This is a genomic window from Vibrio sp. Isolate24, assembly GCF_022398215.1.
Taxonomy (GTDB): domain Bacteria; phylum Pseudomonadota; class Gammaproteobacteria; order Enterobacterales; family Vibrionaceae; genus Vibrio; species Vibrio coralliilyticus_A.
This window is the reverse complement of record NZ_JAKEUU010000001.1, coordinates 136,647-163,511: the sequence shown is the minus strand read 5'-3', so window position 1 is coordinate 163,511 and position 26,865 is coordinate 136,647. Positions and strand designations below refer to the sequence as shown.

The following is a 26,865-nucleotide window of genomic DNA, read 5'->3' as shown; positions in this document are numbered from 1 at the left end:
TAAACTTGTACCTTGAGGGAGGGAGCTGAGGCAAATCATATTATAAGTGATTTCTTGAATATGCTATCAAGCTCATATTTTTTCTTTCATATATTGATAGGGCGGTTAGTTGAGCTTCATACTTTCTATTATTCGCTGAATGTAGCCTTCGAGATTGTATGTAGTGGACAAGTGAAATTGGTCAATACACTAGAGATTTTGCAGTATTCCAATTAATTCGTTAAACGCTAATTTAGTAATTCCTATGACTCATTTATATCCAAAAACATGTCACAAGCAGTGGTCAAGAAAATCATAAATACCTTGCGAGTAGTGAGCTATACGAGCATCAGGAGTGGCTTTATGGTTTTATCATCATTTCCTTTTAACTGGATGGTAGTTTAACGCAGTAAGTCCATCGTCTTGCTAAGCCTTAGGGATCAAAAAAACGTACACACCATGATACCTGGTATGTACGTTTTGAAGAGCCACAAGAAGCATTGTGAGTAAAAGGCTATAACTCACACGCGAATGATATATTCTTTACTCCCATGGATAGACTTTTAGATAGTTACTTGTCTTGATCTTGTGCATTTTCAGGGCTAAAGCTAGCCACAATATCGACTTCATCAAAGTTGCGGTAACCACGAATCATAATGTTGAACTCACCAGCTGGTTTGTTAAACACGCACTGTTCGTTGCTGCCATTCTGGAACGGACGACAGTCATACTCTGTTTTCGAAACCGGACCTTCATAGGTCACATATAGATCCGCATCGCCACTGCGTGGGCCTGTAATGGAAATCGTGACTTCGCCCGGCTCAGTAGTGCGGAAAACAAAGAACTGTTCGTCGAAGTAACCAGATGTTAGGTTCTCCACTGGTGTACCGTTTTCTAGCTCCTTCACTGGCGACTCTGCGTCATCCAAACTGGTTTCCACCAAGTAAGCAATGGCTAACTTAGCAAATTTAGTCGCATGGCTTGCGGTTGGATCGGAGTTCTCCAGCGTGTCGTGCTCAGTGTGAATATGCGGGTTGTAATCATTGAACATGGTTTCAAACGGCATCGCTGACGGGTAACCCGCGTTATGCCAAGAAGCGTGATCCGAACAAGCGTAACCACAGCGGTCAAAATCATAAGTAATTTCACTCGCATAGGTATCAATCAACTCGCTGAGAAATTCGGTTAAATTCGCATCTGTGTAATCGCTGATGAAAGTAATATCATGAGCCGAACCGTTATAGTTGGTCATATCCAGTTGCAAGGCAGAGACCACATCCGCCTGCTCGCCTTTCAGCGTTTGAGCGATGTCCTGAGAACCTCGCAAGCCCACTTCTTCTGCAGCATAGCCGTAAAACTTGATGGTGCGATCTGGCTGGATACCACTAGCAATCATAAGACGCAACGCTTCTGTCACGGTTGCAATACCCGAAGCGTCATCATCGGCTCCCGGTGATATTGTACCTTCGGTTGTCCATGACCCAACTGTTGAATCTAGGTGACCACCCACCACAACAATCTCGTCTGGATGCTTGGCACCGACTAAAGTTACTTCAACCGATTTCTGTGGGTAATCACTGTGTGAGATTTGCTGAGCTGAAGCATAAGGTACATCCTTAATCTCTTCTTGCCAGCGCTCTAGCAACCAGTCCGATGCAGCGATACCCGTAGAAGTGGTATAAAAACGGTTAGTAAAGCTGGTTAGGTTTTCAATGGTAGTCACCATGTTGTTTGGCTCGACCTGTGCAATCAACGACTCGACCGTGTCGTGGTGGCTGATCACCGGCTTCTCAAACGTACTCATCGACAGTGGCATACCCGCCGCTTTCATTGCGCTTGCCTTGTCTGCATGCACCATATAACCACCACAACGGTGCTTTGCTTCATGCATATGGCTGGAGAGTGCCGCTAACTGTTTTTGATCAATTTGAGCGACTACGGCATTTGAATTAGCAGCAAATCCGCTGTACACGGCTGCACCATGCTGCGTGATCAAATGCTGAGCATCTGCATCCGTGGTAATCCATACTTCACCATCTTTAAGTACGTTAGCATCTGATGCTGCAAAGGCTGAAGCGCTCCCAAATAGAGCTAAAGCTAATAATGTCTTTTTCATAGCAGAACTGAGTTCCTTGTAAATTCTGTAGACGTGATACAAAGCAGGGCTCCATTCGGAGCCCTGTCGTTTTTAGAATGGATTAGTTGGCTTTGATGAAGCGGTAGCGCTTCGTCTCAGAACAAACGTCACCTGAGGTACATACTTGGTACTCAACATCAATCGTGCCGTTGTGACGGAACTTATCGACGTAAGAAGTAAATTCAGTTGCACCCACCACTTTGCCGTTACGCTTCACAACAAAGTAGTCGTCTGTTAGGTATTCCCAAGCCAGCTTAACGCGTGCCTTGCCATTAGGCTGCTTGTTACCAAATTGCAGTTTGAGTGGGAACGCGTCTGTTGCCGTATCTTCAATTGTGATGGTCTTGTTGGACGTCGTTGCAGCACCTGCATTATCCGTTACCGTCAGAGTCACAACGTAATCACCAGCTGCCGCGTAAGTGTGGCTAACCACTGCACCTGACTGAGAGTTACCATCACCAAGGTTCCACTGGTAAGAAACAATGTCACCATCGCTATCACTACTTGTGCTGGTTAGGTCAACTTTCTTGCCTGTGACAACATGGTCGAATGAAGCGACTGGTGGAACGTTAGTGCTACCAGAGTCAAACGATGCTTTCAGGTTTGCATCGGCATATTCTGAGTAACCGAACACGTTGACGGTATAGCGTCCTGCCACTGGATTTTCAATGACACAGATTTCATCAGTTACCGACTCACTCTTACAGATGTTTTCCTGCGAGTTTGGCGCATAATCAAGGCCAACATAGATGTCTGGATCACCCGTTGAAACACCAAGTTCTACCGTTAGCTTATCTTTACCTTCAGGCACTTCGATGTCGAAGTAGGTCTTCGAACCTGTACCACCAGCAACAGTCACGGCTTGGCCATTTTCTAGACGTTGGTACTCTGGCTCTGGCGGAAGCGGTGGCTCTGCACATGGTTCTACGCCTACAATATCAAATGCTGCGACAACATCGTCAGAGTTGTAGCCTAGGTCATTTGCGGCATTTTTCACGCCACATGCACCTTGCCAGAAGTCGCTGTCTTCTGCCCAGTAGATCTGGTTCGCCAGAACAAACAGTTCGAACGCTTTTTTCGTATCCCAGCCTTGAGTAGTAGCGATGTGATAGAAAGCTTTATTGAATACACCAGAACTGTAGTGAACGTTCAGTCCATCGTAGTAATCAGAAGCGTGGTTGATAGAAGATCCATCACGTGAAGGATCGTCCATATAACGCAGTGCACCGTCTGCTTTGAAGATGTCACGACCGACCATCCAGTCGTTGGTCCCTTTCATGTAGTATTCAGCAGCTTCACCTGCGATATCAGAGAAGGCTTCATTCATACCACCAGACTGATTCGCGTAGATAAGACCTGAGTTTTGCTCAGTGAAACCATGGCTGACTTCGTGCGCAGACACATCCAGGCTCACCAATGGATAGAAGTAACTTTCACCGTCACCGAAGGTCATCGCCTGACCATCCCAGAAGGCGTTTTCGTATCCGTTTCCGTAGTGAACACGCATCATCAGTTTGAATGTCAGCGGCGCTGTATCAAACCAATCTTTGTACATGTCGAATACAACGTTACCGAAGTAATGCGCATCGTTCAGTGGTGAAAAAGCACCGTTGATTTCTTTGTGCTCGTTGCGCGGACATTCGTAGGAATAAGGCGTTGTACCTGATGTTGCACCGTTTAGATCCACAGTGACAACGTTATCGGACTCCATCACACACTCGGTGCCGTTTTCCGTCACATCAAGATAGTGGTAATCGGTACCGTATTCGTACTGACCTGTTTTCTCGTTACCACCAGGGCCGGTACCGATTTGGGCATGGGCAATACCTTCCCAACGGTCGATGATTTCACCGCTGTGCGCATCCAACATAGTAAACGGACGCGATGGGTGTGCTTGACCTTCAATCAGGTAAGAGATTACGTAAATCAGACGAGTTTTATCGCCGTCTTGATACACGTAAAGATCGTCTTTGGCGTTCGCTAAAGATGGGCTCGCAGCGACACCTGCTTTAAGATCTTTGCTTGCCAACTCAAGTGCTTGTGCGCGATTTAAAGAAGGCTTTACGAACTTGCGATCAACGCCTGCCATCTTCACGTATTTGCCCTGAACGGCTTTTAGGGCACCACCTTGGGCACTTTGCGTTGCGTTTAGGTAGTGGCCCCAAACAGGCACTCCCCAGATGTTTTGCTGGACTTTAACTTTGTAGATGCCACGCTTCTTCAGATTCACTTCTTTTACCATTTTGAAGCTGGAAGCATTGTCGACACCAAGCTGAGAATTCAGCCCAGAAAATGATGTAAAGTTGATTGGTTTGCTTAAATAAACTGACTCACCGGCATGTGCAGATAGTGACATCGCACTGGCTACGGCTACTGCCAAAAAATGCTTGGCTATTTTCATTATGATTCTCCTTATCGTGGCATTTTATAAATGCCGAGGAGAAACATATCATTAACAATTAAAATTAATACTCACCATTCTTAATAATTATTTAATAAACCAAACAAGCGCACAATATAATTAGCATTTATTTTATAAATCATACAATAAATCAATTAAATCCAACCTAAAAACAAATATTGTTAAATGTATAGATTAAAACCTCACAGTAAAAATAACGGTTATTTGTATTATACAAATAACCGTTATTGACTTAATTATCTAATTCCAATTCAATCAATAAAATCAGTTAATTATTGAATGCAGTAAGAGATTAGACAACAAACCATCATAGAAGGATATTTATTTAAATATTAATCTTATTAAAAATAAATGAGTAAAATAATATTTATAATCACGTAAATAGCACACTGCATTCAAAATATAAACCACACAACAATGATGATTATTGAATAAATCGAATTTGGCTGAATAATAATATTAGTGCGACCAAGAGTTGAAGTATAAAGCATGAAACGAACACCGCTTGCTCACCAAAGCTAGCAACCATATACCCTGACGCTGCTAAACCAAACGATATGTATAGAGCAAGCTCTCAATATCTCAGACACAGTGACAGCGCCCGCGCTGCTCGCTAACGGCTGGATAGACTTCAATCAGGTAGTGATGAAATAGGTGACTCGCTGAAGGTTATGAACCATTTGATAGCGATACAAAACATTAGAAAGTTTAGTTGTGCGCCAACCAGTCAGATAACGCTTTGACCGAGTCATTCGGCTCTTGATTTGCCGAAAGCAAAAAGTAACTATTGCCAGAGCGGATACGTTTATCAAACGGGCAGAGCAAGCGGTTTGACTTAATATCCTGATCCGCCAAGGTCACATCCCCCACGGTCATCCCAAACCCCTGCTGTGCCGCATGCATTGCTTGATCTAAAGTTGCAAATGTCTGATTGCCCGTTCCTTTCAATGCCGATTCATTGCTGCTGTCGCACCACAAAGCCCAGTCCGATTGCTCTTGATTTGCATGTAACCACATAAAACGATTAACCAAGGTATCTTGTACTGGGTCATCCTCCTCAACACACTGCGACCACAATTGAGGCGAGCAAACGGGCGCTAAAATTTCATCAAACAACAAGGTTTGCGAAACCTGCTTGCTTCGAGCTGGTTTACCATAAACGATCACCATATCGAAGCTATCAAAATCAGGGTGCAATTGATGTTTAGTAGTTGAAGTCAACTCGACATTCACATCTGGGTTAGCTTGCTGAAAGTTTGCCAAGCGAGCCAGTAACCAAGTGGTAATACAACTCGGGGCAAGTAATTTGACCCGGTTGGCACTTTCGGACACTTCCCTAACTGAGCGTTGCAAGCGCTTAATAATGTCTTGCGCCAGCGGAAGGAATAGACTCCCTTCAGGCGTCAAAGCAAGTCCTCTAGCGCGTCGATAAAACAGGCTAACTCCCATAAGAGATTCCAGTGATTGGATCTGTCGGCTGACCGCACCCTGTGTCATGTTGAGCGACTCGGCGGCATGGGTGAGATTGAGGTACTCAGCGGTAGCCAAAAATGCCTGCAAATTTTTCGTCGAAGGTAATCTCATTTTTCACCATCCAATAAGCCATGCATTTATTGCATAGCTAGTATGCCTTTATTTCGATTCTCCTCAAACAAAACTTTGACTACCTTTTTATAAAATAAGAAATTCTAGTTATAGATCTAACTTTAACTAGATTAGTTATGCAGTAAAGGAATAGAAACATGATGTCGCTGGCAGATAAAATTGCACCCGATAATATAAAAAAATTAATACCTTATCAGTCAGCAAGACGAATTGGTGGCTCTGGTCGACTGTGGCTCAACGCCAATGAGTTAGAACAACCACTTCATTTTAACGAACAGCAAAATGCGTATCACCGCTACCCTGATTTTCTACCTCATGATATCGCCTCCGCCTATCAGGATTACTGCCAAACCCGAAACCCTGCTCTTGCTGTCAGAGGCGCTGATGAAGCCATCGATCTACTTGTGCGTACGTTCTGCCAACCGGGTCAAAGCCGTATTGCTATCTGTAGTCCGACTTATGCAATGTATGAGTTTTGTGCAGATTCACTGGCCGTTGAAACGATCGACGTCCCTTTGCTTGCACCAGACTTTGCTCTGGATGTTGAGGGGGTAGTTAAGGCTGCCGAGTCAGCGAGTTTAATTTTTCTCTGTTCACCAAATAATCCAACCGGACAATTACTGAAACGACACGATATTTTATCCATTCTTGAGCAGACACAAGAACACGCTCTGATCGTCGTTGACGAAGCATATATTGAGTTTGAGCTTGAAGAAAGCGTTGTCAGCTTAATCGAGCAATACCCTAATCTGGTTGTTATTCGTACTCTCTCTAAAGCCTTTGGCCTTGCAGCCGTGCGCTGTGGTTTCATCATCGCTGATACATCCGTGATGAACTACCTCAATAAAATGCTACCACCTTACCCAATGCCGGATAGCTCAGCAGAAATCGTATTAAACGCACTGAGCTCAGAGGGTTTGGCCCAAGTCAGGGCGAATACCGAGAAGCTAATCGCTACCAAAGAGTGGTTTGTAGAACAGATTCAGTCATTTGAATGGATTGAGAAGGTGTACCCTTCTGCTACCAACTTTATTTTAATCCGTACGCGACCTGATGTTGACCTTTTCAACTATTTGCTTAATGCCGGAGTTGTGACCCGTAATCAAGCCCATGAACCGAGCTTGAAACACTGTGTACGGATCACGATTGGTTCACAAGAATCTATGCAAGAAGTCGCTACCATCATTAGCCACTTCTCAAACCCAGTATCAACGAAAAACAAAGACAAGGATTTCAACCATGAACAAAGTGCTTAGTGTGATTGCCTGTGCAGCCACTCTTCTGTCTACACCCACTTTTGCAAAACAAGTGCGCTTGGCCTCTGATTTCACTTACCCACCGTTTAACTACAAAGATCCAAACGGTAATCCAACAGGGTTCGATATCGAAATTGCCGATGCATTGTGTGCTGAAGCAAAATTAGACTGTACTTGGGTTGCTCAAAGCTGGGACTCGCTCATCCCGAGTCTGCTGGCGAGAAAGTCGGATGTGATCATGGCTTCGATGCGCATCACAGAAGAACGTAAAAAGCGGGTGCTATTTACCAACAAGTACTACCAAACACCAGCTCGGTTCGTCACTGCAACGGGCACTAAGATTGATATTTCGGAGAAAGGATTAAAAGACAGAGTTATAGGCGTTCAAGGTGGCACGATTCATGACCGCTATGTGACCGATAAATTCGGCGATGTCGCCGAGATCAAACGCTATACAGGTCAAGATGAAGTCTATATTGATATGGCCACCGGCCGACTTGATCTGACTTTTGGTAACTCTGATCAACTTGCCTTGGCGTTTTTGGATAAAGACATTGGGCAGGGGTTTGAGTTTGTCGGCAAGCCCGTGACCGACAAAGCTTACATCGGTGAAGGGACTGCTCTGGCACTGCGTCAGAAAGACAAACTGTTGGCCGATAAATTCAATAAAGCGATAGCCGCTATCCGTGCCAACGGTACTTACGACAAGATTGCGCAAAAGTACTTCTCTTTTGACATCTACGGCGAAGAGCTGTAAATCCATTTGGGCCTGTTATCAGGCCCCTTTTTATCACTTTGATGCCAGCTCCTGATAGCGGAGCATAATCGGGTTCTCAGGCTGGTAGGCCTCAATCAATGAAGACAGCTCTCCCTCAGCCTTCAACTTTTCAAAGCTTTGCCTCAGCGCTTCCACTACTTCAGGTGACGTTTGCTTACCTGTGACCAACCACAACGCTTTACACAATGGTTTTACTTTCATCACTTCAACAAAATTACTCGGATCGAAGCCGTATTGCGCCATTCGGTAAGGATAGCTGACCGTCACTAAAGGGGCGTAGTCAACCCGATTAGCTCGCAACAAACGAATCGCGTCCTTACCGTAGTTCACTGGAATGATCTGCTTAAAGCCCAAAGACCGGATCAACTCTTCAAAAGACCCTTCTGTTTGAGCACCAAAGCGATAATCCTTGAGTGCTTGTAGTTGATCTGTTTTGAGGCTTGGACCATTAATGTGGCGAAAGATACTGACTTCATATGGCGAAACTTCACCAATCCAGTGAAATTTATCTTCTCGTATTGGTGTGCGTGACACAGATACAAGCAAAGCATTCTTACGAGTTTGCGTAATTCGCATTGCCCTTTTCCACGGCGTAAAATGGACCTGATGCAGTGTCATTGGGAGGGTTCGAGCAGCATCTTGTACCACAGCTTCGACAAATTTGATCACGTATCCTTCTGCCACACCATCGACTTCCACTTGTAACGGTGGAAAATCCTGAGTGTAGAGAGCCAACTCCACGGGATGGGGAGCAGCATAACTGGCAGTGGAGACGATCAAGCTTGACGCACTGAGGATAGTTTTCATCTTTGTTATCCAGCGCAGCATTGAGTGTTTATTCTATTATTCAGCAGCAAATCGAGCGCACTACTATAAATGACATTTATATCGGGTCAATGTCATACCAGTGCAATATGTCGGATTAGATTGTCTCTTTTATGGGAGAAGTGAAAGAGTTTCTTAGTAACCATCCAATATTGGGATCAAGAAAGCAGAAAGCCCCATTCGGGGCTTTCTTTATTTAGAATATTTTGCCATTGCAGCTTGCTCTTTAGGTACCACAGTTTTTCCAATTGGCGCCAATGAAATATACGCCAGTTTGAGGTGCTGAATCGCAAATGGGATACCAATGATGGTCACAAAACACGCCACCGCCGATAAGATATGGCCTATCGCAAGCCAAATACCCGCAAACACAAACCAGATGATATTACCAACCAAACCAAGCGGGCTGGTTCCAATGTCCATTTCATTAGTCAGTTCATCTCGAGCAATCGCCTCTTGACCAAACGGGAAGAAAGAAAAATTCCCCATCACAAAACACGCCCGCCCCCACGGAATACCCACGATACTAATGAAAGCCAGCAGGCCGAAGAACCACCACATCAGGCCCATGACAATGCCACCAAGCAAAAACCAAATTATATTGCCTATCGTTCTCATAACCTTATTTTCTCCTTTTAGAAAATCTTAGCCGAACACACTCTCATAATGTTCTACGGTCGGGAATGGATCATAAAAGTGATGTAACAGCGCTTTCCATTCCTGATACTCGGCAGATTGTCTGAATCCGACTTCATGGTCTTCCAAGGTTTGCCAATTCACTAACAAAATATAGCGCCTCGGGTTTTCTATGCAACGTTGCAATTGATGAGAAACATAGCCTTGCATGCTAGAAATAATGGCCTGAGCTTTTGAAAAGTTTTGTTCAAAATCTTTCTCCATATCCGGCTTCACATCCAGAATTGCGACTTCTAGTATCATGGTTTTTCCTTAACCTAAGATGAACATCAATAAAAATGGCTTATACCAAACCTTGCCAAACTGCTGTCGCACCACTGACGGTACAAAGTAACAACGCTCCTAGGCGAATCTTTTCTTTGGGCAACGACTGAGTCGTTGCTAGTGCTAGCTTATAACCCAACCACGCAGCAGGCAGTAACGGAATACTGATCCACAAGTGGTGCATCGTCAAAAAACCCGCTGGCATTTGGATAATCAATGAAATGATTGAACTGAAGACAAAAAAGGCCGACAAATTGCCTCTTAATTGATTTGCCTCCTGATGTTGTAACAGTAAAGCCATTGGCGGTCCACCAATCGCTGAGCTGGTGCCAAAAAAGCCAGAGAAGAACCCCGCAATACCCATACGGATTGGGGTCGGTTCGATACGAAAAGGAAGAAGGCTCACCGTAACTGCCAGCAGTACCAACAGACCAAGCCATAATGCCAGCAGATCGGTAGACACCATCACCAGCAACACACCACCCGCTATAGAGCCCGGTACACGACCAATTAAGGCCATCTTAAGCCCACCGATCTCGACATTAGCTCTATGTTTCAACGCGTTAAGAATAGAAATGTAAAGGGCGACTAAACAGATAGGCGCGGGAACATAATCAGGCGAAACAAGGAACAGCAGTGGTGCGGCAACAATCGCTAAGCCAAAACCTATCGCTGTCTGTACGAATGAGCCAAGGAAGATCAGAAAGGCAGCAGTCAATGCCTCTGCCGTTATCCATTCAGCAAACATATTGATAAAAACCATTGTAATCAAAGGCCTTCATCATAATCTAATTTGCGCTCTAGCACGTTTTTATTTTTCACAACACGCTGGCGATAGGGCTACAAAGTTTCAATATGCTCTAAATAATACTCTGCCTTTTGCAAAATCTCACTTTGTGCATGGTCATCAAGATTGTCCCAAGATCGATAAATAACGCCAATACGTGGGTTCTGCGTTAGCATTTCTCTGTGTTTGTGCATGAAGCGCCAATACAAGCTATTCAACGGGCATGCGTTGTCCTGCGTTTTTTCACTATGGTTATAATGGCATCCTTTACAGTAGTCACTCATTCGATTGATGTACGAGCCACTCGCAGCATAAGGTTTAGTTCCCACAATGCCACCATCCGCGAACAGAGCCATACCTCGGGTGTTAGGCATTTCTGCCCATTCAATCGCATCCACATAGATACCGAGATACCATTCATCAACCTGGGCTGGGTCAATCTCTGTTAACAAACAAAAGTTGCCCGTCACCATGAGTCTTTGAATATGGTGCGCATAGGCAAAATCCAACGACTGTCCGATGGCTTCCTTCATACATGCCATCTTCGTCTCTCCAGACCAAAAATACTCAGGCAAGTGGCGTTTAGCGTCGAAGTGGTTGTGCTCAGCATAATCTGGCATATTGGCCCAATACACGCCTCGGATGTATTCCCTCCAACCGAGTATTTGACGTATAAAGCCTTCTGCCTGAGAAATATCAATGTCTGGGTTTGACTCATACGCTGACAACGCACTATCAATCACTTCGAGAGGGTGAAGCATTTTGCTGTTTAAGGCGAAGGACAATCGACTATGGTACAGCGACCATTTTGATCCATGCGCCTGTGTCATTGCATCTTGAAACCGACCAAAGTTAGGTAGACATACGGAGCAAAAGTGGGCAAGCAATGTCAAACTTTGATTGCGGTTGATCGGCCATAACAATGGGCCTTCAAGTTGCCCTATGGTGCTGATATTGTGCCGCTCAAGCGACGCTCTAATCTCGGTGACATCATTGCCAAACATTAGAGGGGTCGGCAAACGCTCTATATCCACTGCTTTGAGTTTGTTGCGATTGTTCGCATCGTAATTCCACTTTCCACCTTTAGGTTTTCCATCATCCATTAAGATGCTGAAATTTTTTCGCATTTTACGATAGAAGTGCTCCATCATAATGTGCTTTCCTTGAGTAAAGTGCTGCTCAATCTGCTCAAAAGGAAGAAGGAAGTGTTCACTCTCTGTACGTTGAATACGGCAGCCTTGTATCTCTATTTCATCGAGGAGCGTTGCTAAACGAAACTCATCTGGTCTTTGATACTCGAACACTGTTGCACCAAACTCTTTGACATAGTGATGAACGAGTTGCGAGACATCAGAAAATTCCAAAGTTTGGTCCAGATTGAGATGCAACACTTGGTGACCGTCTTGCTGAAGCTCACGCGCAAACGCCCTCATGGCAGCAAAAAATGCACACACCTTTTGCACGTGATGCCTAACATAAGTAGCTTCTGGGTGAAGTTCTGCAATCAAATACAACACTGACTGGTCAACATCTTGAAACCAAGAGTGACGTGCATTGAGCTGATCACCAAGAATGAGACGGATAGTATTAAAGGTCATTTTACTTACCTCCTGACTTTTCTCTTTCACGTTAGTACGTGAAAAACAGGAACTAAGACTTGTGGTGAATAAATTTATTACGCTACTGCAAAGCGTCGAACAGGCTTGTCGTTGATTGGCAGGTGAATAATCGCCGCAGCAAACGCGAAAACAACTGTTGACCACCAAATGGGCTCATAAGAACCGTAGTAATCATAAATACGACCACCAGCCCAAGCCCCTAAGAAACTGCCGACCTGATGAGTGAAAAAGACCAGCCCATAAAGCGTCGACAGATACTTAGCGCCGAAGATCTGCCTCACTAAGCCAGACGTCAACGGCACCGTACCGAGCCAGCAAAAACCGATGGCCGCACCAAATATCGCCGCTGTGTGCTCAGTGACTGGCAACGTCACAAATGCGCCAATCACCATGGTACGCATCAGATACAGCGCAGACATCACATGGCGTTTGCTGAATTTATCACCCATCACTCCCCAAAAATAAGAACCGAAGATATTGAAAACCCCGACGTAAGCGAGTGCCATCGCAGCCGTTGAGGCTGGTAAGTGTTTGTCCGCCAAATAGCTAGGCAGGTGCGTCGCAATGAACATCACATGGAAGCCACAAACGAAGAAACCAAGATGGATCAGCCAATAGCCTCTATGAGCAAACGCTTCTTTTAACGCCTGCTTAAGCGTCAAATTATCTTCCTTTATTTCACTAGCAGAGTTTCCTTGGCTGGCCACAGTTTTCGGCGCTCGCATAAACAATGCAAATGCGATCATTGTTGAGCAGAGAATAGCGAAGCTCTGTAATGCCCCTTGCCACCCCAAATCACTCAGCAGCATCTGCGCTCCGGGAATCATAGCAAACATACCAAAGGAGCCTGCAGCAGTGGTCAAGCCAAATGCTTTTGCTGCGTGCTCCGCAGGGACAACTTTAGCAACAGCACCAAGGACAATGACATAGCTGGTTGCGCTCAGGCCCAAACCAACGAGAACACCAAGTGTCCAATAAAGTGTTGAAGGTTCGACAGCGATAGAGGTCAAATACAGGCCGACGCCATACGCGATAGCACCTGCAATGATGATGCGTTTAGCACCAAACCGGTCGGCAGCCATACCGACAAACGGCTGAAAGACACCAAACAACAAATTTTGCAGCGCAATAGCAAAGCTGAAAAATTCACGTCCTGTTTGAAAGTAATCGGAAACCGGCATCATGAAGATGCCAAATGATTGCCTGATACCCAGGCAGATAACCAGAATGGCGATGCCTAACCAGACCATTGCTGGAAAACGGAAAATGCTCATGAACTTACCCTAATGATGGTGATGATGAGAATGGTCACCGGACATATCGTGACTTTGCTGGTGGCAACCGCTATTGATGGCCTGCTCGGCTAACAGTTCCATCAGACGCGGGGATTGATGGACGGCCAACAGAGTTAGGCAAAGCAATACCGTCATTCTCACTAGCTGAGCAAAAAGTGATTGAGAAAACATGATTCATAGTCTCAGCAAGAAAATAAAGAGCGCGAAGTGTATTGAGCCTCTCGATGTGACTCAAATGACATTTTCACAATGACTCTATGCGCTATACTCATAGGGTTATTGTCGATGCATCAATAAACCGTTGCACGCTAAGCCCACACAGAATCAACTCTAGCCACTAAGCGCATATTTCAACCTCCTGTTTAACCAGCTCAAACCCTTCATCAAGCCAGCCTGTGACTCCCCCAATCATTTTTTTCACAGGTCTACCAAGTTTTGCCAAACGAATAGCCGCCTTCTCGGTGCTATTACAGTGTGGCCCCGCACAATACACCACAAACTGTGTGTCTGGTGGAAAGGCACTCAGGCTCTTTTCATTCAACCTCGGTTGAGGAATGTTAATCGCTCCCTTCACGTGTCCTTGCGCAAACAGTTCTTCTCCTCTGACATCAAGCAACACAAAATCCATACGATCATTGGTGATGGCATGATGAACATCCCAACAGTCTGTTTCAAACTCCAATAACCGACTGAAATGCGCCAGCGCACGCTCACAACTGGCGGCTGGAACTCTAGTTACTGCACTTGTCATAACGTCTCCTTGTTTGTCTTTTGAATCATTATTGCGTTCAAATGAGCAACTCAACACTGGCCTAAAGGTCAATATTCGATAATAATCAGCCAAAGACTATCGCTCACTAACGAGTTTTCAGATGATCAAAGTTGCCATTCTTGCCCACTCTCACATCACCTTGTTTGAAATGTCCTGCGCTGCGGAACTGTTTGCCTTGCCTCGACCAGAGTTCGATCCTTGGTATGACTGCGAGATCATTAATATGGAGAATAAAGATTTTGAAAGCACAGGCGGTGTTACTCTCAGGACGAAATTCGTCGAGAGTTTAAAGAGTTACCACACATTGATCATTCCCGGCTGGCCAACTGGTGACTACGAGATTCCTCCCTTGATTCAGCGCGAAATTCGTCAGTTTGTCAGCGATGGTAAACGCGTTTTGTCACTCTGTTCAGGCTCTTTTTTACTTGGGAAACTCGGACTGCTTAAAGAACGTAAAGCCACCACACACTGGATGTATGAAAATGCATTTCGTGAGCAGTTCCCTGATGTCGAATACCAGAAGGATGTGCTTTACGTATTGGACGGGCAGATTGGGTGTTCGGCCGGAAGTGCATCTGCCCTCGACCTTGGTCTAGCAATTATCCGTCACGACTACGGCTATCAGATTGCCAATCAGGTCGCGAAAAGGCTGGTCATATCTTCCCACCGAACAGGCGGACAAGCGCAGTTTGTTGAAACACCCATGCTCAAAGTTCCGGGGACATTTTCACAAGCTATCGCCTGGGCTTCGGCAAACCTGGACAAAGCCATCACTGTCGAAGACTGGGCTCAACAAGCCAGCATGTCTCGACGTACTTTTGATCGTAAATTTCGCGCCAGTTTCAGCCTTTCCCCTAAAGAATGGCTAATCCAACAGCGCATCGAGAGAGCAAAAGGCTTGCTGGAAACCGAGTCCCTACCAATCGAACAATTGGCTAACCAAGCAGGGTTTGAAAACGCCGTCACCATGCGCCATCATTTTCGCCGCTTGGTGGGCGTTTCGCCACAGAAATACAGAGCGCAGTTTGGTCAAAACTGAGAGAGAAATTGACCTTAATCAAACGTATGGCGTTTCTATCCTTTGTGACGATGTGAAAACGACAACGCGCTGATAGCATGGCTGACGTCGTTCACCACCGAAGTCAGCTATGGATGCAAAAATGAATCAGGTTCTATTGGAAATAGCCCTCAACCTGAGCTCTAACCTCAACAGCGAAGCCCAGTATCAGCATTTGATTGATGGAATTGATCGGGTATTTCCATGCGATGCCAGCGCGCTATTCATTTTGGATCAGGATGGATTTCTCACCCCCGTTGCGGTGAAAGGCTTGTCCACCAGCGTCCTCGGTCGACGGTTCTTTCCTCAAGCGCACCCGAGGCTGGAAGCAATCATGGCAAGCAAGCAACCGGTTCGGTTTAGCGCCGATTGTGAGCTACCAGATCCCTTTAGTGGTATACTACTCAGCGAAGAAGCAGAGCTAGATGTGCATGACTGTCTTGGTTGCAGCTTATACGTGGATGGACAACTGGTCGGCATACTGACACTGGATTCGCTCAACATCGGTGCATTTGACGCCATAGAACCAATGACCATTGAAACGTTTGCAGCACTGGCGGCTGCCACGTTACGCAATATTGGCCAAATTAAAGCGCTCAAAGCACAAAATCGCAAACAACGCTCTGTCACCCAAACCCTGATTCAGCAAGCTCGCTCAAAACAGGGTGAGATGGTCGGCCTTAGCCCTCAAATTCAACAACTTAGAACCAATATTGCCACCGTCGCTCAATCAGATTATGCCGTTCTGATCACAGGTGAAACAGGTGTAGGGAAAGAGTTAGTGGCTCACAGTGTCCATGCGCAATCAAGCCGCCGAGACAAACCAATGATTTACGTTAACTGCGCCGCTTTACCCGAAGGCTTGGCAGAAAGTGAGCTATTCGGCCATGTCAAAGGGGCATTCACCGGAGCCAACAGCTCACGAGCAGGTAAATTCGAGCTGGCCGATGGCGGCACCATTTTTCTTGATGAATTGGGAGAACTACCTTTAGTTCTGCAAGCGAAGCTGCTGCGTGTGATTCAGCAAGGTGAGTTGCAACGTGTTGGTAGTGACAAGCATTTACTGGTCAATGTCAGAATCATTGCGGCAACGAACCGTTCACTTGAAAATGAAGTCGAACAAGGACAGTTTCGCGCTGACCTGTTCCACCGTCTAAATGTGTTCCCGATTTCCGTTCCAGCGCTACGCAAGCGCGAGGGTGATATCCCTGTTCTTGCTGGTTATCTTTTGGAAAAAGTTCGCAGCCAGTTCAACATCCCTAACTTGCATTTACATCCAAAAGCACTGGTACTTTTGGAGAGACAGAGCTGGCCCGGTAATGTACGAGAGCTGGAGCATACGCTAACCCGCGCAGCGTTAAGAGCCATTCAGGAGCAACAGCAGATTATTCACCTCAATCACTTTGACGGCGGCTTTGAGAATACGGATGTAAAAAGCACATCACACTACCTGCCGCAAAGTAGCCAAGGAATGAGAGACCTCGTTGAGTCTTACCAGAAAGACCTCATTGTTCACGCTCTGGAAAAATCAAACCGGACATGGTCTAAAGCGGCAGAGTTTCTACAAATGGACCGTGGTAATTTGTACCGAATGGGGAAAAAACTAGGCGTTGAAGCCTAAGTTCAATAACACATAGGTAGGCCCGCAGGCCTACCTGATCTCTCACAACCGTCTAACAAGACTAAGCCAAAGAAAGTGTCGCCTCCGAACAGCCCCCTTTCTGGTGTGCTTGCCTTAGCTTTTCCTTTAGATAAATAATGAGTTCATCAACAGCTACCTGAATAATTGTCCCGTCCTCACGACATTTTATCGCTAGGCTGTTTTCGGCTCGCTCTTTGTCTCTCGCTGCATTTACATATTCCAACCTATGTTGTTGAAACTTCAATCTTCCAACAACTGGGTTGTGTTGATCATTTTGAGAGCTTGATGATAGAACACTTCGATCAAAACCAGAGTCGAATCATGCTCTTGCCATGTAAACCTGGAGATACGACCTTGGCTCTGAATGCGGTCACACTGCTCCGAATGACCGATTGTAGGAAGTGAACACTCAATAAACTGATAAGGGCTGCGCGAGACTGAATGATAGGAGAAAAGCAATTGCTCTCCCAATGATTGACCTTCTAAGCCGCTATACGCAGCGACTGTCTTTTCATGTTTAGAAAACAAAGTTGATTTGGCCCAAACCAAAGGCAAAGCACCATCACAAAGTATCACTTCCCGAGTGTAAACCGAGCTTTGTCTAACCATACGTATTAGTTGAATCTGGAAATCTTCACTCGCAGAACGTAAAACCTGTGTCAGTGAGCCCAAGTCTTTCATTGCTTGAGGCACACCTGTTGAGTCAATCACGCGGAAATTCATGCCACTTCCTCCACAACCGTGTCTCTGAGGTCAGGGACGAACTTGAAGCACAATAGGCTTACCACACCAATTAAACTACCCAGCAATAGGAAAAAACGCTCTGTACCAAACAGGTTTTGCAAATCGAGCACGAAGGCGCTCAACGCCTGCCCCAGAAAATAGAACATCACAAAACCGCTCAGCACGGATGTTCTCTGCGCTGGTATGCTCGTCTGAATAACCAGGTGAGTGAGCACTGGCAGCAATAATCCAAACCCAATACCTGTGCTGACTAATACTATGTACGCGCGCCAATCATATTGTGTTTGCGACAACGCCCAAAATGAGGTGGTGAAACACATGAAACAAAGTGCCATGACAAGTTTCTCACCATAGTTGATGACGCCATGTCTAAAGAAATACGCTACGAAGGCTGACAACAGACTCATCGCCCCCATCGCCAACCCCGTTTCAGAGCTGTTGAAACCTTGAGACGTTTTCAATAGATAAGGTAAGCCAAGCAATACTAGGTAGTATGACAACATACCCACACACCCGAGTAGATAAAACGGCAAGACCGACCTAAATCCCAACCAGCCTAATTTAGGCCGAAATTGAGTACGCCCTTTTTTACTTGGGGGAATTCCTTTTAATGACAGTGCAAGTGTCAGCAAAGCAATCAGGTAAATAGTAAAAGGCAGTCGCCAATGCAAGGAAGCTAACCAACCGCTAGCAACGACAAACGCAATCCCTCCAAGGTTGACCGCAATGGCCTGTTGAGAGATGAAATGCACTCTTTCCTGACCTGAAAAGTAGTCGCTAATCAACTGGTTGATCACCGTCATGCAGATGACGATACTTGTCCCGAAAATGACTCTTCCAACAAGCAGCGCTGCTAATGAATCCAGCCACAAGCCACTACTACCCGCGACTCCATAAAATCCAAGCCCTAACATTAAGCTTTTCTTCTCCCCCAAGTGGTCAATCATACGACTCACAAATGGCGCAAAGCCAATGACCGCAATGGCGGGAAGCGTCATTAACAGTGAAACGCCAAATGGGTCATCGAACACATGATTTAGTTCAGTCAAAGACGGCGCAATCGCAGCATTGGCCATGACGAGTAAACTGCTACCAAGTAGTAAACAGGCTCGGGTTAAGTTAGGAACTGATGAGGTTTTCATTATTGGCCTTAAGTAGGGCTGACATAGGCCAAAGGTTAGAAGTTTTCACTCAAGCCAAATAGCGCAAAATTGGCAACACAGCGTTGCTTTGGATATAGGTTTCAATGTGTTATTAAAGAATCAAATTGAGAGAGAAAGCAGATAGTATGGACTGGAACCTAAACGATCTTCCGATATTTATTGCCGTCATCGAAACCGGCAGCGTTTCAAAAGCAGCAAAAAGGCTTGGCAATCAAAAATCCAGTGTCAGCCGAGCCATAAACAGATTGGAAGAGTCGTTGAATATTAAACTGCTTGAGAGAAACAGCCGACATCTGAACCTAACCTCAGACGGAGAACAGCTATACAATCAACTTAAGCCGCTGATGCAGAACCTGTCTGCAATCAAAGAGCAAGTTCCATCGCAAAGTCTATGCGGCACTCTCCGCATCGCCACTACGTTCGCCTTTTCTCGGGAAATATTGTCACCTAACCTTAAGGCCTTCACCGAACGTTACCCCGATATACAGCTATCTATTCGCAGCATGTCGCACCGTGCTCACTTACTGGAAGACAAACTTGATCTCGCGATTCAGCTCGGTGATTTAGCCCCTTCTGGTTTTTATGCCAAAAGGCTCACTGTTGTGAAACTACTCTGGTTCTGCACACCTGAATACTTGCTGGCGAATCCAGAGCTCCAATCGGCTACGTTGGAGACTTTGCAACAGCACGTCAGTTTTTATCACGATCAGGAGAATAACCAGTCGATGCTGTACTCAACAATGACTGATGGCAGTAAACAAACTATAGAGTTTAAACATGCCAACCAACTGGATGATGTTCTTCTGGTACGAGATATGGTCGCATCTGGCAGTGGCGTTTCCCTGCTACCTGACATTTACTGTCGTCAATTGTGTCGTGACGGTAAGCTGGTACAAATCGCCCATGATCTTAACGTTTTACCGCATGTGAATATTTCAGCCGTTTACGCTAGCAAAACCACCCATTCTCCTCGTTTAAAAGCCATGCTCAACTTTATGGAAGAAATCACTGCACAGTACGTTGGCGAGTGTTAAACGTAAACTCGCTCAGAACTAGATATTGAGAAAACATCAAAAACACCACCTATGTAACTAATTTCATTATATAAGTCGTGTCATAATAGTGCTTCACACCACCATTTTATGGACTGAAATGACTGCAACTCAATACCTCAAAGATCTCAACCAGCGTTACCTAGACGTGCATCGTACCAAAGAAGATTTGTTCTGGGACACCTACATGGGGATCAGCAACGAACATGATCGTTTTGCCACTGCACAAACCGCATGGACTCATTTCCTGAGTAACGCCGATCAAATTGCTGACATCAAACAACAGCTCAGCACGCTCAATGAAATAGCCGACTTAGAAGAGCGTAAACAAACTCAGATAGGGCTTGAAGGCTGGCTAGCCACTTTCCGCTCACACGCTATCGAAGGAGATAAAGCTCAGGCACTCAAGACAGAACTGATCGCATTTGAAACGGAACTATTTGAGAAAAAACAAAATCATGCACTGGTTTACGTCAACGAGGAAGGAGAACAAGTTGACGCCTCTTTACCAGCACTACGCTCAACCATAATGGCAAACGAGAATGAAGCCGTGCGCCAGTCAGCACATCAAGCATTGTTAGATGTTGAGCAATGGCTACTTGGCAATGGCTTTATCGATTTAGTCAAACTGCGTAACCAGTTTGCTCGCTCGTTGGGGTACGACAATTTCTTCGATTACTCAGTACTGAAAAACGAAAAAATGACCACCGCTGAGTTGTTTGCCATTCTGGATGATTTCGAGCAGCGGACCAGACAAGTTAATCTCACCAGCTTAGATAAACTCGCCAGTGAGAAAGGCCAAAATGCGCTCACAGGTTACAACTTCAATTACTCTTTTTCTGGCGATTCGATGCGTGAGCTGGATCCATACGTTCCGTTTTCCAAGTCACTCAGACGCTGGGTAGAATCTTTCGGTCGGCTGAACATTGATTACTCTGGTGCAGAACTCACCCTAGATTTGCTGGATCGTCAAGGCAAATACCAAAACGGTTTTTGCCACGGCCCGATACCTTCGTTTTATGACGACGGGCGATGGATAGCGGCCAAGGTCAATTTCACTAGTAATGCAAAACCCGATCAGATCGGCAGCGGTTATGATGGCATCAACACCCTTTTCCATGAAGGGGGACATGCCGCGCACTTTGCCAATGTCAAAATGAACGCACCTTGTTTTTCTCAGGAGTTTGCACCGACGTCCATGGCTTATGCCGAAACTCAATCTATGTTCTGTGACAGTTTGCTGAATGATGCTGACTGGCTGAAACAATACGCTCTGGATGCGAATGGAAATCCAGTTCCAGACGAGCTCATTCAATCGATGATTAATAGCAGCCAGCCGTTTAAAGCGTATCAGGAACGCAGCATTTTGGTGGTACCTTACTTTGAGCGAGCCTTGTATCAGCTTGGCGACGAGGAACTGACGGCACAGCACATTACAGCATTGGCTCGTCAGTGTGAAAAGCAGATTCTGGGACTAGAATGCAGCCCTCGCCCATTGATGGCGATTCCACATTTGCTTTCTGATGAAGCGTCCTGTGCTTATCACGGTTACTTGCTTGCCAACATGGCCGTCTATCAGACACGCGCTTACTTCCTCGACAGATTTGGGTACCTGACTGACAACCCTGAAATCGGCCCTTTGCTGGCAGAACATTATTGGCGTGCAGGCAATCACTTATCCCACAATGACACCATCAAGAGCCTGACGGGTGAAGGCTTCAATGCCAAGTATCTTGCCGAGGCATGTAGCCTCACCGCCGATCAAGCGTGGGAAATTCAGAAACAAAAGATTGCTGATTTAAACTCCCGTGAACGAACCGATGCCAAACCGTTGAACGCAAAGATCAATATTGTTGATGGTGCTGATTGCTTAGCTGACAACGCTACCTCTGATGAGCTGATGTGTAAGCAGTTTGAGGACTACATAACAAAAATGTACGGCTGTTAATCTTCTCCATGAGCCAGATTCAGGTCTGGCTCATCTTCCATTCAATGGAGTTGATGTTAAAAATACATCGCGCGTTCCAGCTCATCCCATCATGACAATCATCATCTAACTATCTGTTTTACTCGCTTATCCTCAGCTCAAAATTCATACATTTTACTGACTATCTTATTTACTGTTTAGCTCTTAGCAGCATTCATTGATGTGTTATTTACATCAACATCGATGTCATTCAAACAACAACCTCATATCCAAACAAAGACAAAATTCTTAAATATCAACCACATAAATAGTGGCACGCTCTCTGCAATTCTAGCGCTAAACAAATCCAAGCGGCGTGACCGCATAAAAACTATTACTGGAGAAGCGCAATGTTCTGTATTCAATGTGAGCAGACTATTCAAACCCCAACTGTTAAAGGTTGTTCTTTCGCCCAAGGCATGTGTGGCAAAACATCTGAAGTTTCAGATCTACAAGATGTACTGGTCTATACCCTTGAAGGTGTTTCGTACTGGGCAGAACAAGCTCGTCGCTTTGACATTATTGATGACGAAGTTAATCAATGGGCGCCAAAAGCCTTCTTCTCGACCTTAACCAATGTGAATTTCGACCCTGAACGTATTCTTGAACTCGCTGCTCAGGCTGCGCAGTTTAAATCCCGACTTAAAGAGCAGACGCTCGCTGCGGCAAAACTGGCTGACGTTGAGCTTGATCCCGCACCTAAAGTCGCTAATTTCGAGTTACCAGCGAGTGCTGAAGCGATCCTAGAATTTGCTCCTCAGGTTGCGGTCAACCGTGGCTATCAGGAGATCAGTGAAGATGTGATTGGTCTACGTCTGCTGTGCCTTTACGGCCTGAAAGGTGCTGCCGCTTACATGGAACATGCACGCGTCTTGGAGCAAACCAATAACGATATTTACGCTGAGTATCATGAAATCATGGCGTGGCTAGGCACTGATCCAGAAGATCTTAACGCTTTGCTTGAATGTTCAATGCGTATTGGTCTGATGAACTACAAAGTTATGGAAATGCTGGACCTTGGTGAAACCACTACTTTCGGCCACCCAGAGCCAACTCAGGTCAACGTTAAACCAGTTAAAGGCAAATGTATTTTGGTTTCGGGGCATGACCTGCATGACCTAGAGAAAATTCTTCAGCAAACCCAAGGAACCGGAATCAACGTTTACACCAACGGTGAAATGCTCCCTGCGCACGGTTACCCTGAACTGAAAAAATACCCGCACCTAGTCGGCAACTACGGCAGCGCATGGCAAAACCAGCAGAAAGAATTTGCTAACTTCCCTGGTGCGATTGTCATGACGTCTAACTGTCTGTTGAACCCGAACATGGGCCAGTACTCAGATCGTTTGTTCACGCGTAGCATCGTTGGCTGGCCGGGTGTTGCACACATTGAAGGTGATGATTTCAGTCAGGTGATTGAATGTGCACTGGCGCAAGACGGTTTCCAACACGATGAAATTGAACACATGATCACCGTAGGCTTTGGTCGCAATGCGTTGATGAGTGCAGCCCCAGCAGTGGTTGAGCAGGTCAAAGAAGGTAACATTAAACACTTCTTCCTAGTTGGTGGTTGTGACGGCGACAAAGCAGAACGTAGCTACTACACCGATTTCACCGCCAGTGCGCCTGAAGATACTCTGATCCTAACACTGGCCTGTGGTAAGTTCCGCTTCAACAAAAATCAGTTTGGCGACATCAACGGTATCCCGCGCTTACTGGATGTTGGCCAGTGTAATGACGCCTATTCTGCCATTCAGCTTGCCCTAGCATTGTCGAAAGAATTTGATTGCGACATCAACGAACTGCCGCTAACTCTCGTGCTGTCTTGGTTTGAGCAGAAAGCCATCGTGATTTTGCTCACTCTGTTCGCACTAGGTGTGAAAGGCATTTACACAGGCCCAACCGCACCTGCATTCCTGACCGATAACCTCATCCAAATCATTCAGGATAAATTCGACATGCGCAGTATCGGCAATGTTGAAGACGATCTGAAAACTATCCTAGCAGCTTAATCCCTGCCTTTTAATAGCCCAGTCAGTTTGTTTGGCTGGGCTCTTTTACTTGTGAGGAATTATGATTCGCGAATGGCAAAATAACCAACCCGCCCAACTTCGTTGTGTTGATAAATGGCAGGAAACGTCAGATACCGTCAGCTTGACGCTGACCTCTGATACTCCCCTACCAAATGGATTTGATTTCAAACCGGGTCAGTTTATTTCGTTAGGTTTTGAGTTCGACGGCAAGGTGGAATACCGCGCGTATTCTATTTCTTCGTTACCGGGGGAATCGCATCTTAAATTGACCGTCAAACGAGTCGAGAATGGCTTAGTATCCAACTACATCATTGACCACTTCAATTCCGGAGACAGCGTCTTGGCACTGGCGCCGACTGGACCATTCAACAGCATCGATTGCCCACCGAAACATAAAGTGGCTTTGCTCAGTGCAGGTTGTGGCATCACACCTGTCATGTCGATGGCAAAACATTGGCTGAAAACCAAAGCAGACGTCGAGATAACCTTTATTCACATGGCGAAAAGCGCTGCTCAGACTATCTACTTTGATGAGCTGGAGTCCATGGATGCGCAATACCCAAATTTCCACCTAAAGTTACTGCTTAAAGACAATACAGGCACACGCCACCCGCAAGGGCGGCTCGACAGAGAGTGGTTAGCCAAACTCTGCCCGGACCTTAACCAACGCACAGTTTATCTCTGCGGACCAACTCTGTTTATGCAGGATATGGAGAGCAACGCGTTGGCACTGGGGGTTGAGGCGGCACAATTCCATCAGGAAAGTTTTACCCCTATCGAAGCTCATAATGAAAGCTCGTCAGATGGTGTTGTTCAGTTCGAAGTGCCAGCGTTTGGCGTATCAACAGAAGTCAGCCAAGGCGCTACCTTAGCTGACGTGCTGGAAGAAAACGGGGTGCCAATTATTATCGCCTGTCGCAGCGGCATGTGTGGATCCTGCAAATGTAAAGTGACTAAGGGCGAAGTCAGCCGAACCAGCACAGAAACGCTGACTGAAGAAGATCTCGCCAATGGTTATACCTTAGCGTGTTCTAGCCAAATTCAGTCAGATGTTGAAGTGGAACTGTGCTAGGAGCCATCAGCTTTGCCAGAGACAAAAAAACAGCCCGCTAAGTCACATCTAGCGGGCTGTTTCATCAAATAAGTTCAATTAAGACATCAGAAAATCCAATGTGCGACCAACACAATGATTGGCAGCGTAACTAGCGTTCTTAGCAGGAAGATAGCGACCAGCTCCAAAAAGTTCACTGGGACTTTACTGCTTAGAATCACAGAGCCCGTTTCTGACATGAAAATCAGCTGAGTTACAGACAACGCTGCCACAACAAACTTGGTCAGATCGGCATTAATCGTCGACGCTGCGATGATCGAAGGTACGTACATATCAGCAAAACCAACTAGCATGGTTTCCGCAGCAGCTGCTGCTTCCGGAACATTCAACGCGTTTAGCAGCGGAATGAACGGTGCACCCAGTAATGAGAATAATGGCGTCGTTTCAGCGACAACCAGACCTAAAGTACCGATCGCCATAACCACAGGCAACACGCTGATTACCATGTCCAGTGCGTTGTGCACACCTTCTTTAGCAACCGCCCCAAGGCTTTTCACTTTGCTTGCTCTGTGCAGTGCCAACTTCAAGCCAAAGCCCATAACCGACTGACCCGCAGGCACCAATTCGTCATTACGATTAGGCTTAGTACCATCAATGTACAGGTCTTTCTTATACGATAACGGTGGCAGATACTGAATCACCATCGCGGCAATCACACCAGACAAACAGATAGAGAAGTAGAATGGGACAAAGAAATTCTCTAAACCAACCTGAGTTAATACCACCAGCGAGAAAGAAATCCCAACCGGAGAAAACATAGTCGCGACAACCGCTGCTTCACGCGCAGTGTATTTTTTGTCTTCATATTGTTTACTGGTCAGAATCACCCCAACGGTGCCATCACCTAGCCAAGAAGACATGCAATCAATCGCAGCACGACCTGGCAAACGGAAAACTGGGCGCATAAAACGGCTCAGAACAGTACCCAGCAACTCAAGCAAACCAAAGTTGAGTAACAGTGGTAGCAGCAAACCAGCAAGGAAGAAAGTCACCAGTAAAGAAGGCAGAAGGTCATTAAGAACCAGCCCACCCGTGTTGCCGTTCCAAATCACTTCAGGCCCGATCTGATGCAATGCCATAAGAGTGAACACCGCACCTAAAACTCGAACGACTAGCCAAACTGGCGTCAGAACAAACAGTCTTGTCATCAATGCAGATTGAGTCACAAAAGTTGGCTTGATAAGACTGGCAAGAATAGAAGCGACCGCAGAGAAGCAAATCACAGCGGTGACGGTTGGTAAAATCGCATCCCCAAGGACCGCTTTGACGCCTTTCGCCATCAGCGCTAGCGGAAAGGTGAAGTTGCCATCAATGGTTAACGGTGCAAGGAAAAAGAAAAGACCCAACAAAGACGGAATTGCGAACATCAATATGTTGCGACTGTTTTTGTGGTTCTCTTCGGCTAAAAGTGTATCACTCATCTGACTGCTCCCTAGATGATTATATTTTCACAGTTAGTGAATAAGTTCTCTTTGCCGCAATTATAACGACAAAGATTTCACACTCAAGCAAATAATGAAAAATAATTCACTAAAAACGCATAATAATATAAATCAATACGTTATAGAGCTAAGACAATTGGTGGCATTTTGTACGAACGTGCTTTAACAATAACCACAGACTCTTTAATTACTTCCTTTTATATCGAGAATAAATATGATT

22 protein-coding genes are annotated in these 26,865 nt (G+C 45.7%); 8 read left to right on the top strand and 14 right to left on the bottom strand.

The features are described 5' to 3' along the window. Positions 1-550 precede the first annotated feature (550 nt). The 3 genes from L1D23_RS00745 to L1D23_RS00735 all read right to left on the bottom strand — a co-directional run bounded on the left by L1D23_RS00745 (position 551) and on the right by L1D23_RS00735 (position 6,122). A complete protein-coding gene (locus tag L1D23_RS00745; RefSeq protein ID WP_239863669.1) occupies positions 551-2,095 on the bottom strand; it encodes a M28 family metallopeptidase in 1,545 nt (514 codons plus the stop codon). An 82-nt stretch (positions 2,096-2,177) separates the two neighbouring features. Further along, the gene (locus L1D23_RS00740) at positions 2,178-4,517 is read right to left on the bottom strand and encodes a M4 family metallopeptidase (protein WP_239863668.1); all 2,340 of its coding nucleotides are present in this window, start codon (positions 4,515-4,517) and stop codon (positions 2,178-2,180) included. Positions 4,518-5,246: 729 nt separating this feature from the next. Further along, a complete protein-coding gene (locus L1D23_RS00735; protein ID WP_239863667.1) occupies positions 5,247-6,122 on the bottom strand; it encodes a LysR family transcriptional regulator in 876 nt (291 codons plus the stop codon). A gap of 158 nt (positions 6,123-6,280) precedes the next feature. On the opposite strand from L1D23_RS00735, the gene hisC reads away from it, so the two are divergent. Together hisC and L1D23_RS00725 are read left to right on the top strand one after the other, a co-directional pair. Further along, a complete protein-coding gene (hisC, locus tag L1D23_RS00730) occupies positions 6,281-7,399 on the top strand; it encodes a histidinol-phosphate transaminase (RefSeq protein WP_239863666.1) in 1,119 nt (372 codons plus the stop codon). Beyond that, the gene (locus tag L1D23_RS00725) at positions 7,383-8,156 is read left to right on the top strand and encodes an ABC transporter substrate-binding protein (protein WP_239863665.1); all 774 of its coding nucleotides are present in this window, start codon (positions 7,383-7,385) and stop codon (positions 8,154-8,156) included. The genes hisC and L1D23_RS00725 overlap by 17 nt, the downstream gene beginning before the upstream one ends. A 33-nt stretch (positions 8,157-8,189) precedes the next feature. Here L1D23_RS00725 and L1D23_RS00720 read toward each other — a convergent pair whose 3' ends face one another. The 8 genes from L1D23_RS00720 to L1D23_RS00685 form a co-directional block, all read right to left on the bottom strand. Further along, positions 8,190-8,984, bottom strand: coding sequence for a transporter substrate-binding domain-containing protein (locus L1D23_RS00720; RefSeq protein WP_239863664.1), 795 nt, complete (start codon positions 8,982-8,984; stop codon positions 8,190-8,192). A gap of 210 nt (positions 8,985-9,194) precedes the next feature. After that, on the bottom strand, positions 9,195-9,620 hold the full coding sequence (locus L1D23_RS00715; RefSeq protein WP_239835977.1) for a YccF domain-containing protein: 426 nt from the start codon (positions 9,618-9,620) through the stop codon (positions 9,195-9,197). A gap of 27 nt (positions 9,621-9,647) precedes the next feature. Beyond that, a complete protein-coding gene (locus L1D23_RS00710; RefSeq protein WP_239835976.1) occupies positions 9,648-9,941 on the bottom strand; it encodes an antibiotic biosynthesis monooxygenase in 294 nt (97 codons plus the stop codon). A gap of 40 nt (positions 9,942-9,981) precedes the next feature. Further along, on the bottom strand, positions 9,982-10,710 hold the full coding sequence (locus L1D23_RS00705; protein ID WP_239863663.1) for a sulfite exporter TauE/SafE family protein: 729 nt from the start codon (positions 10,708-10,710) through the stop codon (positions 9,982-9,984). Positions 10,711-10,802: 92 nt separating this feature from the next. Next, positions 10,803-12,347, bottom strand: coding sequence for a cryptochrome/photolyase family protein (locus tag L1D23_RS00700; protein ID WP_239863662.1), 1,545 nt, complete (start codon positions 12,345-12,347; stop codon positions 10,803-10,805). Between the two features lie 77 nt (positions 12,348-12,424). Then, positions 12,425-13,642 (bottom strand): MFS transporter, encoded by a 1,218-nt coding sequence (locus tag L1D23_RS00695; protein WP_239863661.1) that lies wholly within the window; start codon positions 13,640-13,642, stop codon positions 12,425-12,427. 9 nt (positions 13,643-13,651) lie between these two features. Continuing rightward, positions 13,652-13,834 carry a hypothetical protein gene (locus L1D23_RS00690; protein ID WP_006961513.1) on the bottom strand — a complete coding sequence of 61 codons (183 nt, stop codon included), beginning with the start codon at positions 13,832-13,834 and terminating at the stop codon, positions 13,652-13,654. Positions 13,835-14,000: 166 nt separating this feature from the next. Beyond that, positions 14,001-14,414 (bottom strand): rhodanese-like domain-containing protein, encoded by a 414-nt coding sequence (locus L1D23_RS00685; RefSeq protein WP_239863660.1) that lies wholly within the window; start codon positions 14,412-14,414, stop codon positions 14,001-14,003. Positions 14,415-14,535: 121 nt separating this feature from the next. On the opposite strand from L1D23_RS00685, the gene L1D23_RS00680 reads away from it, so the two are divergent. Together L1D23_RS00680 and norR are read left to right on the top strand one after the other, a co-directional pair. Further along, entirely contained in the window at positions 14,536-15,474 is a 939-nt protein-coding gene (locus L1D23_RS00680) for a helix-turn-helix domain-containing protein (RefSeq protein ID WP_239863659.1), read from the top strand. A gap of 109 nt (positions 15,475-15,583) precedes the next feature. Beyond that, positions 15,584-17,113, top strand: coding sequence for a nitric oxide reductase transcriptional regulator NorR (gene norR, locus L1D23_RS00675; RefSeq protein WP_239863658.1), 1,530 nt, complete (start codon positions 15,584-15,586; stop codon positions 17,111-17,113). A 261-nt stretch (positions 17,114-17,374) separates the two neighbouring features. On the opposite strand, the gene L1D23_RS00670 is transcribed toward norR, so the two are convergent. Together L1D23_RS00670 and L1D23_RS00665 are read right to left on the bottom strand one after the other, a co-directional pair. Further along, entirely contained in the window at positions 17,375-17,857 is a 483-nt protein-coding gene (locus L1D23_RS00670) for a hypothetical protein (protein WP_239863657.1), read from the bottom strand. Beyond that, positions 17,854-19,020, bottom strand: coding sequence for an MFS transporter (locus L1D23_RS00665; protein WP_239863655.1), 1,167 nt, complete (start codon positions 19,018-19,020; stop codon positions 17,854-17,856). The genes L1D23_RS00670 and L1D23_RS00665 overlap by 4 nt, the downstream gene beginning before the upstream one ends. A gap of 146 nt (positions 19,021-19,166) precedes the next feature. On the opposite strand from L1D23_RS00665, the gene L1D23_RS00660 reads away from it, so the two are divergent. The 4 genes from L1D23_RS00660 to L1D23_RS00645 all read left to right on the top strand — a co-directional run bounded on the left by L1D23_RS00660 (position 19,167) and on the right by L1D23_RS00645 (position 25,164). Beyond that, positions 19,167-20,075 (top strand): LysR family transcriptional regulator, encoded by a 909-nt coding sequence (locus L1D23_RS00660; RefSeq protein WP_239863654.1) that lies wholly within the window; start codon positions 19,167-19,169, stop codon positions 20,073-20,075. 118 nt (positions 20,076-20,193) lie between these two features. Further along, the gene (locus tag L1D23_RS00655; RefSeq protein ID WP_239863653.1) at positions 20,194-22,041 is read left to right on the top strand and encodes a M3 family metallopeptidase; all 1,848 of its coding nucleotides are present in this window, start codon (positions 20,194-20,196) and stop codon (positions 22,039-22,041) included. A gap of 368 nt (positions 22,042-22,409) precedes the next feature. Further along, positions 22,410-24,071 (top strand): hydroxylamine reductase, encoded by a 1,662-nt coding sequence (gene hcp / locus L1D23_RS00650; RefSeq protein WP_239835963.1) that lies wholly within the window; start codon positions 22,410-22,412, stop codon positions 24,069-24,071. 61 nt (positions 24,072-24,132) lie between these two features. Further along, positions 24,133-25,164, top strand: a complete 1,032-nt coding sequence (locus tag L1D23_RS00645) for a hybrid-cluster NAD(P)-dependent oxidoreductase (protein ID WP_239863652.1) — start codon at positions 24,133-24,135, stop codon at positions 25,162-25,164. Between the two features lie 86 nt (positions 25,165-25,250). Here the strand turns inward: L1D23_RS00645 and L1D23_RS00640 are convergent, their stop codons facing one another. Next, positions 25,251-26,624: a YjiH family protein gene (locus L1D23_RS00640; protein ID WP_040121942.1), complete on the bottom strand. Its 1,374-nt coding sequence runs from the start codon at positions 26,622-26,624 to the stop codon at positions 25,251-25,253. Between the last annotated feature and the right edge of the window lie 241 nt (positions 26,625-26,865).

Bases quoted from the DNA above. Each gene is read 5' to 3' on its own strand.
- L1D23_RS00745 (WP_239863669.1), bottom strand. From the start codon at position 2,095: ATGAAAAAGACATTATTAGCTTTAGCTCTATTTGGGAGCGCTTCAGCC.
- L1D23_RS00740 (WP_239863668.1), bottom strand. From the start codon at position 4,517: ATGAAAATAGCCAAGCATTTTTTGGCAGTAGCCGTAGCCAGTGCGATG.
- L1D23_RS00735 (WP_239863667.1), bottom strand. From the start codon at position 6,122: ATGAGATTACCTTCGACGAAAAATTTGCAGGCATTTTTGGCTACCGCT.
- hisC (WP_239863666.1), top strand. From the start codon at position 6,281: ATGATGTCGCTGGCAGATAAAATTGCACCCGATAATATAAAAAAATTA.
- L1D23_RS00725 (WP_239863665.1), top strand. From the start codon at position 7,383: ATGAACAAAGTGCTTAGTGTGATTGCCTGTGCAGCCACTCTTCTGTCT.
- L1D23_RS00720 (WP_239863664.1), bottom strand. From the start codon at position 8,984: ATGAAAACTATCCTCAGTGCGTCAAGCTTGATCGTCTCCACTGCCAGT.
- L1D23_RS00715 (WP_239835977.1), bottom strand. From the start codon at position 9,620: ATGAGAACGATAGGCAATATAATTTGGTTTTTGCTTGGTGGCATTGTC.
- L1D23_RS00710 (WP_239835976.1), bottom strand. From the start codon at position 9,941: ATGATACTAGAAGTCGCAATTCTGGATGTGAAGCCGGATATGGAGAAA.
- L1D23_RS00705 (WP_239863663.1), bottom strand. From the start codon at position 10,710: ATGTTTGCTGAATGGATAACGGCAGAGGCATTGACTGCTGCCTTTCTG.
- L1D23_RS00700 (WP_239863662.1), bottom strand. From the start codon at position 12,347: ATGACCTTTAATACTATCCGTCTCATTCTTGGTGATCAGCTCAATGCA.
- L1D23_RS00695 (WP_239863661.1), bottom strand. From the start codon at position 13,642: ATGAGCATTTTCCGTTTTCCAGCAATGGTCTGGTTAGGCATCGCCATT.
- L1D23_RS00690 (WP_006961513.1), bottom strand. From the start codon at position 13,834: ATGTTTTCTCAATCACTTTTTGCTCAGCTAGTGAGAATGACGGTATTG.
- L1D23_RS00685 (WP_239863660.1), bottom strand. From the start codon at position 14,414: ATGACAAGTGCAGTAACTAGAGTTCCAGCCGCCAGTTGTGAGCGTGCG.
- L1D23_RS00680 (WP_239863659.1), top strand. From the start codon at position 14,536: ATGATCAAAGTTGCCATTCTTGCCCACTCTCACATCACCTTGTTTGAA.
- norR (WP_239863658.1), top strand. From the start codon at position 15,584: ATGGATGCAAAAATGAATCAGGTTCTATTGGAAATAGCCCTCAACCTG.
- L1D23_RS00670 (WP_239863657.1), bottom strand. From the start codon at position 17,857: ATGAATTTCCGCGTGATTGACTCAACAGGTGTGCCTCAAGCAATGAAA.
- L1D23_RS00665 (WP_239863655.1), bottom strand. From the start codon at position 19,020: ATGAAAACCTCATCAGTTCCTAACTTAACCCGAGCCTGTTTACTACTT.
- L1D23_RS00660 (WP_239863654.1), top strand. From the start codon at position 19,167: ATGGACTGGAACCTAAACGATCTTCCGATATTTATTGCCGTCATCGAA.
- L1D23_RS00655 (WP_239863653.1), top strand. From the start codon at position 20,194: ATGACTGCAACTCAATACCTCAAAGATCTCAACCAGCGTTACCTAGAC.
- hcp (WP_239835963.1), top strand. From the start codon at position 22,410: ATGTTCTGTATTCAATGTGAGCAGACTATTCAAACCCCAACTGTTAAA.
- L1D23_RS00645 (WP_239863652.1), top strand. From the start codon at position 24,133: ATGATTCGCGAATGGCAAAATAACCAACCCGCCCAACTTCGTTGTGTT.
- L1D23_RS00640 (WP_040121942.1), bottom strand. From the start codon at position 26,624: ATGAGTGATACACTTTTAGCCGAAGAGAACCACAAAAACAGTCGCAAC.